This is a genomic window from Lysinibacillus sp. A4, from assembly GCF_024919535.1.
In the GTDB taxonomy this organism is placed as follows: domain Bacteria; phylum Bacillota; class Bacilli; order Bacillales_A; family Planococcaceae; genus Lysinibacillus; species Lysinibacillus capsici.
This window is the reverse complement of record NZ_JANWTB010000003.1, coordinates 391,004-405,896: the sequence shown is the minus strand read 5'-3', so window position 1 is coordinate 405,896 and position 14,893 is coordinate 391,004. Positions and strand designations below refer to the sequence as shown.

Sequence of the window (14,893 nt, the reverse complement as noted above, 5' to 3'; positions counted from 1 at the left end):
AGATTGAGAGCCAACGCCGTATCAATGCAGTTTTGAATTCAGCCTGCGAGCAGCTACCGGGACCAGTGTACTGCTGTAAAGGTAAGCCGGCTTTATCAAGTCGTTATGTCAATGAAGTGATTGTAAGGCTTTGCTTTGCAATAACTAGGGTGGTACCGCGAAAATGTCCTCGTCCCTTTTTAGGGGCGAGTTTTTTTATGCCTAAAAAGCAGGCATTTATTTTCTGAGGAGGTTTTAACATGGAAGAGCAATTAAAACAATTAGAGCAAGAAGCACTTGCTAAAATTGAAGCAGCTGCAAATTTAAAAGAATTGAATGAAGTACGTGTTGCGTATTTAGGAAAAAAAGGACCTATCACTGATTTACTAAAAGGGATGGGCAAATTATCAGCTGAAGAACGTCCGAAAATGGGTGCTTTAGTGAATAATGTTCGTGAAAATGTAACGGCAGTATTAGAAACAAAGATTACCGTGTTGGAAGAGGCAGCCATTGCTGAAAAATTAGCGAGTGAGTCGATTGATGTCACTTTACCAGGTCGTGAAATTAAAGTGGGGAACCGTCACCCTTTAACACGTGTCATTGAAGAAATTGAAGATTTATTTATTGGAATGGGCTATGAAATTGCTGAAGGTCCAGAAGTGGAGAAGGATTACTATAACTTTGAAGCACTAAATTTACCAAAAGGTCATCCAGCTCGTGATATGCAAGATTCGTTCTATATTTCCGAGGAAATATTATTACGTACCCATACTTCACCAGTACAGGCTCGTACGATGGAAGCCAAAAAAGGTGAATCGATTCGCATAATTTGTCCTGGTAAAGTATTCCGACGTGATAATGATGATGCAACACATTCACATCAGTTTATGCAAATTGAAGGTTTAGTCATTGGCGAAAATATTCGCATGAGTGACCTAAAAGGAACATTAGATACGTTAGCGAAAAAAATGTTTGGTGCAGACCGCGAAATTCGACTACGTCCGAGCTTCTTCCCATTTACTGAGCCATCAGTAGAGATGGATATCTCTTGTTTCAAATGTGGTGGAGCAGGCTGTAACGTATGTAAGGGCACTGGCTGGATTGAGATTCTAGGAGCAGGTATGGTGCATCCAAACGTATTAGAAATGGCTGGCTATGATCCAAAGAAAGTTTCTGGATTTGCATTTGGTATTGGTGCAGAACGTATTGCGATGTTGAAATATGGTGTTGACGATATTCGTCATTTCTATACAAGTGACACTCGCTTCTTATCACAATTCGAGCGAACAGAAGCGTAAGGGGGATAAAACATGTTAGTTTCATTAGAATGGTTAAAAGATTATATCAATACGCAGGACTTAGCACCTGAGCTATTAGCAGAAAAAATTACACGCTCTGGGATTGAAGTAGATGCAGTAATTGATCGTGCTAATGCTATGGATAAAGTTGTAGTTGGTTATGTAGTTTCTAAGGAGAAACATCCAGAGGCTGATAAGTTAAATATTTGCCAAGTTGACGTTGGCGAAGCAGAGCCCCAACAAATAATTTGTGGTGCACCGAATGTTGATGCTGGTCAGAAAGTCATTGTTGCTCGTCCAGGTGCACATTTACCAGGTGGCATTAAAATCAAAAAAGCAAAACTTCGCGGTCATGAATCGAACGGAATGATTTGTTCCTTACAAGAGCTTGGAATCGAAGGAAAGCTTGTTCCTAAGGCGTATTCAGAAGGTATCTTTGTCCTACCAGCAGATGCAGAAGTAGGGGCAGATGCACTGGCTATATTGGGCCTACGTGATACAGTGCTGGAGTTAGGACTAACACCAAACCGCTCAGATGCTCTTTCAATGCTAGGTGTAGCGTATGAAGTAGGTGCTATTCTTTCAGAGGAAATTAAATATCCAGAAATTTCCTATCAAACTGCTAGTGAAAAAGCACAGGATTACCTGAAGCTTCATGTAGAAGATTTACAAGCAAATCCTATGTATGTAGCAAAAGTTGTGAAAAACGTAAAAATCGGTGAATCACCAATGTGGCTACAAAATCGTCTAATGGCTGCGGGAGTACGTCCACACAATAATGTCGTAGATGTAACGAACTATGTATTAATGGAATATGGTCAACCTCTACATGCTTTTGACTATGATAGCCTAGCAACGGGTGAAATCGTTGTTCGTAAAGCAACAGAAGGTGAAAAAATTACAACATTAGATGACCAAGAACGTACATTAAAAGCTTCAGATTTAGTCATTACAAATGGCAAAGAGCCAGTAGCCATTGCTGGTGTAATGGGTGGTGCTAATTCAGAGGTAACAGATTCAACAACGACTGTTGTCATTGAATCAGCCTATTTTGATGGTTTAACAGTGCGTCAAACGTCTCGTCATCTTGGCCTACGTTCAGATGCATCGGCTCGTTTCGAAAAAGGGGTAGACCCAAATCGTGTCTTACCAGCTGCTGAACGTGCTGCTGCTCTACTTGCTGAATTAGCAGGAGGCGAAGTATTAGAAGGTACATGTTTAGTAGATGAGTTAGATAAAGCACCAGCGCGAGTAGTCGTTTCCCCAGATTTTATTAATGAACGTTTAGGTATGAAGATTGCATTAGAAGATATGCTTTCTATTTTAGAGCGTTTAAAATTTGGTGTAGAGGCAGCAAATGGTTTATTAATTATTGATGCACCAACACGTCGCCAAGATATTAAAATTGAAGAGGATATCGTGGAGGAAATTGCTCGTCTTTATGGTTATGATGAAATTCCAATGACATTACCAGAGGGTGCAACACAAGTAGGTAATTTATCACCTTACCAAGCAAATCGACGTGTTGTTCGTCATTACATGGAAGGGGCTGGCCTGTATCAAGCGGTAACTTATTCGTTAACGTCGGATGCATTGTCACAACGTTTTGCTTTGAAAGCAGAGCCGGTAACTCGCTTGCTTATGCCAATGAGTGAGGAGCGTTCTACATTACGTCAAAGCCTTATTCCACATTTAATCGAAGCGGCGGCTTATAATGTTGCACGTCAAGCTGAAGGCGTGGCTTTATATGAAATTGGTTCCGTGTTCCTTGGTCAATCAGATGAGGGGCAACCATATGAGGAAGAGCATGTGGCAGCAGTACTAACTGGCAAATGGCTAGACCATGCTTGGCAAGGTGAGAAAAAAGCTGTAGATTTCTATGTGTTAAAAGGTATCATCGAAGGTGTTATTGGCAAACTTGGCTTAGCAAATCGCCTGACATTTGTGAAATCACAAGTGGATGGCTTACATCCAGGTCGTACAGCTAGCATTTTATTAGATGGCAAGCATGTCGGCATCATTGGTGGACTTCACCCAGCAGAGCAAAAAGCATGGGGTGTAAAAGACACGTATGTAATGGAAATGAATTTAGTGGCCCTATTAAATGCAACGGCACAAGAAGCACCACTTGCCTACACACCAGTGCCTCGTTTCCCAGCTATGTCTCGTGATATCGCTCTTATAATGGACCGTACAACAACAGCGGGCGAAGTAATGGAAGCCATTGATGCAGCGGGTGTGAAACTATTAAAAGATATCCGCGTATTCGATGTTTACGAAGGGGAGAAAATGGAACCAGGTAAAAAATCGGTTGCCTTCTCTCTCACATATTTTGATCCAGAACGTACTTTAACAGACGAAGAAGTAGTGGCCGCACATAACAAAGTATTAAAAGCCATTGCTACGATTGCAGGCATAGAAGTACGCTAATATAATGAAAAAAGACTGTCTTACGAGGCAGTCTTTTTTTGTTTGAGAATGGTGAAGATGATGATCCAAAAGGTGAAGAAAGAGTGATCCAAAAAAGAGGAAAGCGCTCAAAAAGGTTCCTAATGCGTCTCACGCTCATCAGGAACCCCAAAAAAGCTTTTTTAAGCAACCAATAGTATGATTTACTTCATCTTCCGTGCTTTATCAGTGTTGGCGAAATGCCATTTTGTGATGGAGCGTAGAAATTCTTCGCCCTGATTACACCAGATTCGGGCTGCTTGCACATCTACCTTGTTAGAGGCGCCCTTCATTAATGTAAGCCCTGTAATGTCACTCAAACGGTCCATTTCCTTTAAAAAGGCAGCACGAGCTAAAATAGATGCTGTAGCCACAGCTACATGTAATTGTTCTGCTTTAGTAGAAAAGTAGACATTCTCTTGCACAAGGTCACGTTCATTTTTTAAATAATTGTAATAGACACCACGTTCAGCAAACTGGTCGATTAGAATAAATTCAGGTTTTTCAGGAGCCATTTTTGATAGCGTGTTTTGTAGTGCCTTGTTATGCATCATGGCTTTCATTTTACCTTGGGAATAGCCTTTCGCTTGTAAGTTGTTATATTTCTCGTTGCGTAAGACGAGAACACTATGGACACAGGCTGCACGCAAATCAGGTGCAATTTTCCTCATATAGTCATCTGTTAGCATTTTTGAATCTTTTACGCCAAGCTCATTCATGAGTTCGATTTTGGAAGTAGGCACATATACTGCTGCTACAGTGATTGGACCAAAATAATCACCTGTGCCTGTTTCGTCTGAGCCTAAAACAGACATGGTTGCGAAATTGTTAGGCAGTACATCCCCTTTTGCCCCGATAGTGGAGAGTGGCGTAGCAGTTTTTTCAACAGTTCCCCAACGTGCTGCCTCACGTTCAGCACCGCCCCCCTGAAACATTAATTTGCCTGATTTATACATAGTTATGGCTGTATCTGGTAGTTTTGCCGCAAAAATGACTCCCGGAGCCTTTCGTTCTATAAAGTGCGATGCATAGTAAGCCATCACCTCTTTTTGAATATTTGTTGAAATGGAAAGCACAATATTTGCCATTTAATCGTTCCTTTCTGTCCTCGTTGTTCACAATTTTATACCTTTCATGGTATGATAATAAATAGCTTTTTTGTGTGATGGTGCTCACAAGCCTCTAAAATCGTGTGTGCATCGAATTTATAGGAGGGTGCGACTATGGAAAAACAAGAAAAGAATAAAATTTCTGTTGAAATATATGGTCATACATATAAAATGGTCGGCTCTGAATCCATTGGCCATATGCGACTTGTTGCTTCGATTGTTGATGACCGTATGCGCGAGATGAACGTACATAATCCCTCACTTGATAGCACAAAACTTGCTGTTCTGACAGCAGTAAATACAGTTCATGATTATTTACTATTAAAAGAACGAATGGAGCAATTAGAAGAAGAATTGAAAAAGTTAAAGGGTTGAAGAGAATGTTAGATTTAATCATATTAGTGGTACTGTTAGCTGGTATAGGCGTCGGTGCAAAACGAGGTTTTATTGTACAGATGATGCATATTGTCAGCTTTGTAGTAGCCCTAATTGTTGCGTATATTTATTATAAGCCATTAGCACAAAAATTTGTATTTTGGGTTCCATATCCAGGCGTCACTGACACAGGCAGCCTTGGCGTTGTCATTGATAGTCTAGATTTAGACCGTACCTTTTATCGGGTAATTGCCTTTGCTGTTATTTTCTTTGCAGTAAAAATAACGTTGCAAATCGTGGCATCGATATTTGACTTTATCGCGTATTTGCCAGTGCTAAATACTGTGAATCGTTGGCTTGGGGCGTTACTTGGCATGATTGAAAACTATTTAATTATGTTTATTTTGCTATATGTGTGCGCCTTATTACCAGTAGATGCCATACAAAATTTAATGTCGAAGTCATTGTTAAGTGGTCTCATGTTGGAGCACACACCAATTATTACAAAGATGTTCCAAAACTGGTGGTATATTTATATGCAATAGTAACTATGCACTTCTCTCTGTCTTGAGGGAAGTGTTTTTACGATAGGAGGAATTACCAATGAATAAAAAAACAATTATTCGCACACTCGAAAAAATTGCTTTATATATGGAACTACAGGGAGAAAATCCATTCAAGGTATCAGCCTTTCGAAAGGCCGCGGCAGCACTAGAGGGGGACGAGCGATCATTAAGCGAAATGGATGATGTAACAAAACTCAAAGGGATTGGCAAGGGTACTGCGGCTGTAATAGAGGACTTAATGGCAACAGGTGAATCGAGTTTGTTAAAGGAGTTAGAAGAGGTTGTGCCTAAAGGGTTACTGCCATTGCTAAAATTACCTGGCTTGGGAGGAAAAAAAATTGCGAAACTACACCAAGAGCTTGGTATTGACTCTGCAGAAAGCTTGAAGGCAGCTTGTGAAGCAGGAAAAGTACGTGAATTAGCTGGATTTGCTGTAAAAACTGAAGAGAAAATTTTAAAGGAGCTAGCCAATTTAGCAAATCGTTCAGAACGACTACCAATTTGGCAGCTTGAGCCTGTGGTTTTACAAATTGAGGCGCTTCTAGGTAGTATGAAGGAAGTAGACCGATTTTCAGTTGCTGGGAGTTTCCGTCGAGCGTTAGAAACTAGCAAAGATATTGATTTTATTGTTGTGACAGAAGCAGTGGAGGAAGTACGCGAAACGTTGTTAAATAGCTTGGCCATTCAAGAAGTCGTGGCGGCGGGGGATACAAAAATTTCGGTGATTTTAGACTTAGATGAACCAGTTAGCGTTGATTTCCGTTTAGTGAAAGACAATGAATATGCGACTGCGTTACATCATTTCACAGGTTCAAAAGATCATAATGTTCGTATGCGGCAAATTGCCAAAGCCCGTGGTGAAAAAATAAGTGAATATGGTGTGGAACAGGAAGATGGTTCCGTTTTAACGTTCCAAGACGAGGCAGCATTTTTCGCTCATTTTGATCTACCTTGGATTCCACCGAGCTTACGGACAGGAACAGCAGAATTTGACAAAACAAACATAATTCAAAACTTAGTTCGACTAGAGGATATTAAAGCTGATTTGCATATGCATACAACATGGTCAGATGGTGCATACTCTGTTGCAGAAATGGGCGAGGCGTTACTAGCACGAGGCTATCAATATAGCGTTATTACAGACCATTCGCAATTCCTAAAAGTAGCAAATGGATTAACACCGGAGCGTTTAGAAAAGCAGCGTGTAGAAATTGAGGCATTTAATGCAGCACATCCAGATTTTCATTTGTTTAAAGGAACGGAGATGGATATTTTACCAGACGGCTCCCTTGATTTCGAAGATCAAGTGTTAAAAGAGCTCGATTTTGTTATTGCTTCCATTCATTCTAGTTTTACACAATCGCAAGATAAAATTATGGCACGTTTACTAACAGCTATGCAAAATCCCTATGTTCATATGATTGCCCATCCGACTGGTCGAATTATTGAAGATCGCGATGGTTATAATCCTGATATGAAACAGTTAATTGCGTGGGCAAAGGAATATGGTAAAATTTTAGAGTTAAATGCAAATCCGTATCGTCTCGATTTATGTGTAGAACATTTAGAAATGGCATGCGCAGCAGGTGTGCCAGTAGCCATCAACACAGATGCACATGATATTGCACATTTACGTTTTATGGATATTGGGGTTCGCTATGCAAATAGAGCATGGTTACCGAAAGATATGATTGTGAATACATGGACGCGTGAACAGTTTGAAGCGTTCATCCAACGAAATAAATAGCTGAGGAGGTGTTCTCAGTGATTGCAGAACGCGCATTGAAAACACTAGAATACGATAAAGTTAGGCAACAAGTGGCTTCCTATTGTACTTCCTCTATTGGTAAATCTGCCATTGAGGAGCTTGTGCCACAAACAGATTTTGATAAAGTAGTACAATTATTAGAGGAAATGGATGAGGGACTATCCATTTTGCGTGTGAAGGGCAATGTACCAATGGGCGGAATTTTTGATGTCCGTCCCTCTGCCAGACGTGCTCAAATAGGAGGCATGTTAGCAGCAGTAGAACTAATGGAAATTTCGAGCACGATTCGAGCAAGCCGAATTCTACGCAATTTTATTGAAGATTTAGAAGCCGATGAAGTGATTGATATTCCCCATTTCATCTCCAAAAAGGAAGCAATGCCTGTCCTAACAGGATTGCAACATGAAATTAATAACTGTATTGACGACAATGGAGCTGTCTTAGATTCTGCTAGTCAAACATTGCGCTCTATTCGCCAATCTTTGCGTGCTGAAGAAGGGAAAGTCCGCTCTAAGCTGGAAAGTTTAATTCGGGGAAGTAATGCAGCGAAAATGCTTTCTGATACACTTGTGACAATTCGTAATGATCGCTTTGTTATTCCCGTAAAGCAGGAATATCGTCACCACTATGGTGGGATTGTCCATGACCAATCTTCTTCTGGTCAAACCTTATTTATTGAGCCAGATTCTGTTGTCCAAGCAAACAATGAAATTCATCGCTTGAAAATGAAAGAGCAGGCTGAAATTGAACGTATTTTACTAGCATTAAGTGCAATGGTGCAAGAAGTAGCATCAGATTTATTTAACTTAGTGAAGGTATTAGGCGATATCGATGTCATTTTAGCAAAGGGCAAATATGGCCAAGCCAATAAATGTACAATGCCTAAAATGAATCAGGATGGCTATATCCGACTAATACGTGCACGTCATCCACTACTACCAATAGAATCAGCTATTCCAAATGACATTGAATTTGGTAAAGACATTACAGCTATTGTCATTACAGGTCCTAATACAGGTGGTAAAACGGTGACATTAAAAACGGTTGGTCTGTGTACATTAATGGCACAAGCTGGATTACCAGTGCCAGCATTAGATGGCTCAGAACTTGCTGTATTTGAGCAATTATTTGCCGATATTGGTGATGAGCAATCAATTGAGCAGTCACTTTCTACGTTCTCGTCCCATATGGTTAATATTGTTGACATCCTACAAAAATTTGATCACGAATCACTTGTTCTTTTTGATGAGTTAGGGGCAGGTACTGACCCACAGGAAGGGGCAGCCTTAGCCATTTCAATCTTAGACGAAGTACATGGGCGCGGTGCTCGTGTAATGGCTACAACTCACTATCCTGAGCTAAAAGCTTATGGCTATAATCGACCAGGTGTAGCCAATGCCAGTGTAGAATTTGATATTGAAACTTTGAGCCCGACCTACCGTCTACTTATCGGTGTACCTGGGCGCTCAAATGCATTTGAAATTTCCAGTCGTCTTGGTTTACCTGAATCCATTATTGATCGTGCTAAAGGCTTTACTGGAACCGATCGACATGAGGTTGAATCGATGATTGCCTCATTGGAAGAAACACGTCGCCAATCTGAAGATGATGCAGATCGTTCGCATGCATTGCTATTAGAATCAGAAACATTACGTAAAGAGCTTCAAGATAAATTGCAAGCCTATGAGGAGCGTAAAGAGGCGCTTGATAAGAAGGCGAAGGAAAAGGCGCGTAAAATTGTTGATGAAGCAAAACGTGAAGCAGAAGCGATTATTGCAGAGCTTCGAGAAATGCGTAAAAATGCTGATCAAGTTGTCAAGGAGCATGAATTGATTGAAGCACGTAAACGCTTGGAAGAAGCAACACCACTTGAAGACAATAAAGTGCTAAAAAAGGCGGCACAAGTCAAAGCTCGTGCACAAAACTTAGTTGTCGGAGACGAGGTAAAGGTGTTAAGCTATGGTCAACGAGGTACTTTGTTAGAAAAGGTGTCGAATACTGAATGGGTTGTCCAAATGGGGATTTTAAAAATGAAAATCTCAGATAGTGATTTGGAATATATTAAACCTGAAAAAGAGCCTGTATTACGAACAGCTGGTGTGAAAAATCGAAATAGTCATGTGAAACTAGAATTAGATTTACGTGGTGAACGTTATGAGGATGCAATCGTAAGAACAGAGAAATATATTGATGATGCATTACTCTCTAATTATGGTCGTGTGTCCATTATTCATGGAGTTGGTACAGGGGCTTTACGTCAAGGAATTCAAAGCTATTTGAAAAAGCATAAGCGCGTAAAATCCTTCCGTTTTGGTGAAGCCGGTGAAGGGGGCTTAGGCGTCACAATTGTTGAATTGAAATAAGCTATAAAGGGGACGGAGAAAAATGCTGAATTCTGGCTTTTGGCGATATCCAATTATCGAAACGGCAGGATATTTTAGTGTTGTAGTATTATGTTTAGTCGTCTCGATGGCATTGTTCGAAGTCGTTACGAAATATAAAAATTGGGAAGAAATTAAAAAAGGTAATGTGGCTGTGGCTCTTGCAACAGGTGGGAAAATACTAGGGATTTGTAATATCTTCCGCTTTTCCATTGCACGTCATAGCACATTAAGTGAAATGATCGGTTGGGGCCTTTTTGGCTTTACATTATTGATTGTAGCGTATTTCTTATTTGAATTTATGACACCTCGTTTTAACGTTGATCAAGAGATTGCCAATGATAATCGCTCAGTTGGTTTCATTTCCTTTACCATTTCAGTCGGTCTTTCGTTTGTAATTGGGGCAAGTATTGCATAGGAGTGTCATGACATGGAAAAATTAGCAAAAGTACTAATCGTTGTCTGTATTGCATTTTTGGCAGTAGGTGTCTACTATATGTTAACGATTTAAATAAAAAACGCATTCTCTTTATGAGGATGCGTTTTTTGTTAATTGTACATAGCATAAATTTCTACTACAACCTATTAACTTTCTTTCATAAAACTCTATTAAAGGGTAGAAAAATTATTTTTATAATATAGGAATATGCTGATTGTTTTTTTATGGAGTGACTCGAGAATGAACGAGCATTCATAAGGTGTATTCAAATAAATCCTGATAAATACCAATCATATTAATGTTGTTAATTGCATAATAATTAATCGAAAATGCATTTATTTTCTATTTTCTGTTTGAAACTGTATTTCTTTTTCATTATAATAAATATAAGAATTGACAAAGTTTGGGACAAAGGGGAGAGGACGTATGACAGCAAAACCATGGCTAGCAAATTATCCTGAAGAAGTACCATCGTCTTTAACGTTTGAGGAAATTCCAGTGCAAGAGTTTTTGACACGTGCCTATAAAAAGAATCCATCCAAAGTAGCGATTCATTTTATGGGAAAGGATTTGACGTACACCGAGCTATATGAGTCAGCTTTAAGGTTCGCAAACTATTTACAAACACTAGGTGTGGAAAAGGGAGATCGAGTAGCAATTATGTTGCCTAACACGCCACAAAGTGTAATCGCTTACTATGGTGCCATGTATGCAGGTGCTGTTGTAGTACAAACAAATCCACTTTATACTGAACGTGAGCTTCAATATCAAATGGCTGATTCAGGAGCAAAGGTTATTCTTGTCATGGATATTTTATATCCGAGAGTCATGAAAATTATGAAAGAGACTGCTCTTGAAAATGTCATTGTGACAGCTATTAAGGATTATTTACCATTCCCAAAAAATTTAGTCTATCCATTTATTCAAAAAAAGCAGTATGGCTTTAGTGTCAAGGTTGAACATAGCGGTCAAAATCATCTGTTTTCAGAAATAATGCGTTCAGCACCAATTAAGATAATTGACAATATGCCATTTGATTTTGAAGAAGACCTAGCACTCCTTCAATATACGGGTGGGACAACAGGTTTCCCAAAAGGCGTTATGCTGACCCATAAAAATTTAATTGCCAATACGACAATGTGTGATGCTTGGATGTATAAATGTGTTCATGGTGAAGAAACCATTATGGGCATTCTACCATTCTTCCACGTCTATGGCATGACAACTGTTATGCTTTTATCTGTATTCACTCAAAATAGAATGGTGCTTTTACCGAAGTTTGATGCAGAAACGGCATTAAAAACAATTGATAAACAAAAACCAACTCTGTTCCCCGGCGCACCAACCTTATACATCGGCCTTTTAAATCACCCAGACATTGCGAATTATGATTTATCATCCATTAAGGCATGCCTAAGTGGCTCTGCTTCATTGCCGATTGAAGTGCAAGAGAAGTTTGAGGCGGTGACTGGTGGAAAGCTAGTAGAAGGATATGGGTTAACTGAAACCTCACCTGTAACACATGCTACGCCAATTTGGGGGAAGCGGGTGATTGGCTCGATTGGTTTACCTTGGCCAAATACAGAAGCGGTTATTTTACGTACAGGTGATACAGAAGAGCTACCTATTGGTGAAGTTGGTGAAATTGCTGTTAAAGGACCACAAGTAATGAAGGGCTACTGGAACCGTCCGGAGGATACAGCAGCGACATTTGCTGATGGTTGGTTTTTAACAGGTGATCTTGGTTATATGGATGAGCAAGGCTTCTTCTATGTAGTAGATCGTAAAAAAGATTTAATAATAGCAGGCGGCTTTAATATTTATCCACGTGAAGTAGAAGAAGTGTTATATGAACGTGAAGAGATCCAAGAGTGCGTAGTAGCAGGCATACCTGATCCGTATCGTGGTGAAACAGTTAAAGCTTATATTGTATTAAAAGAAGGATATTCGATTACTGAGGACGAATTAAATAAATATTGCCGTCAGCATCTAGCAGCTTTTAAAGTTCCGCGTTATTATGAATTTAGAGAAGAGCTGCCAAAAACAGCTGTAGGAAAAATTTTGCGTCGTACGTTAGTTGAAGAAGAAAAAACAAAATTAGCGAATAAAGAAGCGAAATAAATACGTGTGAAAGTATTGACAAGCAATGCTGTAAAATATAATATGAAAATATGAATGAATGACCATTCATATTTTCATATTTTTTTAGGTTTACACGTCATATCGACGTGCGCATGTTTTTTAGGTGGTGATATAAAAGTGAAACGAGATAAGCCAAAATATAAACAAATTATTGATGCAGCTGTCATCGTTATTGCGGAAAATGGGTATCACCAAGCGCAAGTATCGAAAATCGCCAAACAGGCAGGGGTGGCCGATGGAACAATCTATTTATATTTTAAAAATAAAGAAGATATATTAATTTCTGTCTTTAATGAAAAAATGGCTGTTTTTGTAGAGTCATTACAAGATATAATAGAAAAGGGGAGTACGTCTAAAGACAAACTTTCACGAATGATTGAAAATCATTTTAATGTTCTAGCGACAGATCGATACCTAGCAACTGTCACACAATTAGAGCTTCGCCAGTCAAACAAAGACTTACGATTAAAAATTAATTCTGTATTGCGCGAGTATTTACAACTACTTGATCAAATTTTAATCGAGGGTATGCTTACAGGTGAGTTCAATCAGACGATGGATGTACGCTTGGCTCGACAAATGGTTTTTGGAACAATTGATGAAACTATTACGTCGTGGGTTATGAATGACTATCGATATGATTTGATGGAACAGGTTCCAAAGGTTCAGGCATTAATCCTGAACGGCATTAAAGCTTAAAAGGATGTGGAGAAATGGAATTTCTAAGTTGGAAAGTAGAAGATGGAGTAGCGATTATTACAATTGCACGTCCACCAGCAAATGCATTATCTCGCGGTATTATTGCAGAAGTTAACGCTGTGCTAGATGCTGTAGAACACGATGATGCTGTAAGAGTCCTTGTACTTCATGGTGAAGGCCGTTTCTTCTCTGCAGGGGCAGATATTAAAGAATTTATTGGGGTAGAATCTGGAGAGGAATTTACAAAGCTAGCTAGCAACGGGCAGCAGGTTTTTGAGCGTGTTGAATCGTTTTCTAAGCCTGTAATTGCAGCCATCCATGGTGCGGCATTAGGCGGAGGGCTTGAGTTAGCAATGAGCTGTCATATGCGATTTGTCACTGAATCAGCAAAATTAGGTTTACCTGAATTACAATTAGGGCTTATTCCTGGTTTTGGTGGTACACAGCGCTTACCACGCTATGTTGGAGTAGCTAAGGCTGCTGAAATGATGTTTACAAGTGAACCAATCTCTGGTAACGAAGCTGTTCAGTGGGGCTTAGCAAACCGTTCATTCCCAGACGAAGCATTGCTAGAAGAAACGTTAAAGATTGCTAAGAGCATTGCTAAGAAAAGCCCAATTACTTTAAAAGCAGCTATTCAAACATTGCAATATGCAAAGCATGCATCATTCTATGAAGGCATTGAAGCAGAGGCGAAATCCTTTGGGACAGTATTTGTCACAGAAGATGCCAAAGAAGGAATTCAAGCATTCATTGAAAAGCGTGAGCCTGTGTTTACTGGCAAATAATTTTCCAAATGTCGATAGCAACGTTCAGTATGTTATCGGCGTTAACGAAACTGAAAATATATAATATTTATAAGTTTACTTAGAATTATAAAACGTTCCAGGAGGTATGGATATATGAACATTTTTGCATTAATTAAACGTACGTTTGATACAGAAGAAAAAATCGTTGTGTCGGGTGGTAAAATCCAAGAGGACGGCGCAGAATTCATTATCAATCCTTATGATGAATATGCCATTGAAGAAGCAATCCAAGTTCGCGATGCTGCTGGTGGTAAAGTAACAGTGGTGACAATTGGTGGCGAGGATGCAGAGAAGCAATTACGTACAGCGCTTGCTATGGGAGCAGACGAAGCAGTGCTTATTAATACAGAAGATGATTTAGATGAGCTAGACCAAAATGCAGCAGCTTATCTACTAGCAGAATACTTAAAAGATAAAGATGCAGATTTAATTTTAACAGGAAATGTTGCGATTGATGGTGGTTCAGGGCAAGTGGGTCCACGTGTAGCTGATCTATTGGATATGAATTATGTTACTACGATTACAAAACTTGAAATTGACGGAACATCTGCGAAAATTGTTCGAGATATCGAAGGGGATTCAGAGGTAATTGAAACTTCTTTACCGTTATTAGTAACTGCTCAGCAAGGTTTAAATGAGCCTCGTTACCCATCTCTACCAGGTATTATGAAAGCGAAAAAGAAACCGCTTGCAGAGCTTGAGTTAGATGATTTAGATATCGATGAAGATGATGTAGAAGTGAAGATTGAAACAGTAGACATCTTCTTACCAGCTCAAAAAGCAGCAGGCCGTATTTTAGAAGGCGACCTTTCTGCACAAGCAAAAGAACTGGTAAATCTACTTCACACGGAAGCAAAGGTTGTTTAATTATTGGATGTCA

General features: G+C 39.5%; 12 protein-coding genes. 11 read left to right on the top strand and 1 reads right to left on the bottom strand.

Annotation, left to right across the window (positions count from 1 at the left end):
• The first annotated feature begins 239 nt into the window (after positions 1 to 239).
• The gene (gene pheS, locus NY607_RS07435) at positions 240 to 1,277 is read left to right on the top strand and encodes a phenylalanine--tRNA ligase subunit alpha (protein WP_004226385.1); all 1,038 of its coding nucleotides are present in this window, start codon (positions 240 to 242) and stop codon (positions 1,275 to 1,277) included.
• 12 nt (positions 1,278 to 1,289) lie between these two features.
• Complete coding sequence (gene pheT, locus NY607_RS07430) at positions 1,290 to 3,707, top strand: phenylalanine--tRNA ligase subunit beta (protein WP_259419400.1); 2,418 nt, start codon at positions 1,290 to 1,292, stop codon at positions 3,705 to 3,707.
• A 182-nt stretch (positions 3,708 to 3,889) separates the two neighbouring features.
• Here the strand turns inward: pheT and rnhC are convergent, their stop codons facing one another.
• Positions 3,890 to 4,813, bottom strand: coding sequence for a ribonuclease HIII (gene rnhC / locus NY607_RS07425; RefSeq protein WP_131521379.1), 924 nt, complete (start codon positions 4,811 to 4,813; stop codon positions 3,890 to 3,892).
• Between the two features lie 135 nt (positions 4,814 to 4,948).
• Here rnhC and zapA point away from each other — a divergent pair, with 135 nt between their 5' ends.
• The 9 genes from zapA to NY607_RS07380 all read left to right on the top strand — a co-directional run bounded on the left by zapA (position 4,949) and on the right by NY607_RS07380 (position 14,880).
• Positions 4,949 to 5,209, top strand: coding sequence for a cell division protein ZapA (gene zapA / locus NY607_RS07420; protein ID WP_016991554.1), 261 nt, complete (start codon positions 4,949 to 4,951; stop codon positions 5,207 to 5,209).
• 5 nt (positions 5,210 to 5,214) lie between these two features.
• Entirely contained in the window at positions 5,215 to 5,754 is a 540-nt protein-coding gene (locus NY607_RS07415; RefSeq protein ID WP_004226395.1) for a CvpA family protein, read from the top strand.
• A gap of 58 nt (positions 5,755 to 5,812) precedes the next feature.
• Positions 5,813 to 7,522: a DNA polymerase/3'-5' exonuclease PolX gene (gene polX, locus NY607_RS07410; protein WP_131521380.1), complete on the top strand. Its 1,710-nt coding sequence runs from the start codon at positions 5,813 to 5,815 to the stop codon at positions 7,520 to 7,522.
• A 17-nt stretch (positions 7,523 to 7,539) separates the two neighbouring features.
• Positions 7,540 to 9,906, top strand: a complete 2,367-nt coding sequence (locus NY607_RS07405) for an endonuclease MutS2 (protein ID WP_259419399.1) — start codon at positions 7,540 to 7,542, stop codon at positions 9,904 to 9,906.
• 22 nt (positions 9,907 to 9,928) lie between these two features.
• Positions 9,929 to 10,342, top strand: coding sequence for a DUF350 domain-containing protein (locus NY607_RS07400; protein WP_008179180.1), 414 nt, complete (start codon positions 9,929 to 9,931; stop codon positions 10,340 to 10,342).
• Between the two features lie 447 nt (positions 10,343 to 10,789).
• Complete coding sequence (locus tag NY607_RS07395) at positions 10,790 to 12,484, top strand: AMP-binding protein (RefSeq protein ID WP_131521382.1); 1,695 nt, start codon at positions 10,790 to 10,792, stop codon at positions 12,482 to 12,484.
• A gap of 138 nt (positions 12,485 to 12,622) precedes the next feature.
• On the top strand, positions 12,623 to 13,204 hold the full coding sequence (locus tag NY607_RS07390; protein WP_054549980.1) for a fatty acid metabolism transcriptional regulator FadR: 582 nt from the start codon (positions 12,623 to 12,625) through the stop codon (positions 13,202 to 13,204).
• A gap of 14 nt (positions 13,205 to 13,218) precedes the next feature.
• Positions 13,219 to 13,992, top strand: a complete 774-nt coding sequence (locus NY607_RS07385; protein WP_259419397.1) for an enoyl-CoA hydratase — start codon at positions 13,219 to 13,221, stop codon at positions 13,990 to 13,992.
• A gap of 114 nt (positions 13,993 to 14,106) precedes the next feature.
• A complete protein-coding gene (locus tag NY607_RS07380) occupies positions 14,107 to 14,880 on the top strand; it encodes an electron transfer flavoprotein subunit beta/FixA family protein (protein ID WP_131521384.1) in 774 nt (257 codons plus the stop codon).
• Positions 14,881 to 14,893: the final 13 nt, after the last annotated feature.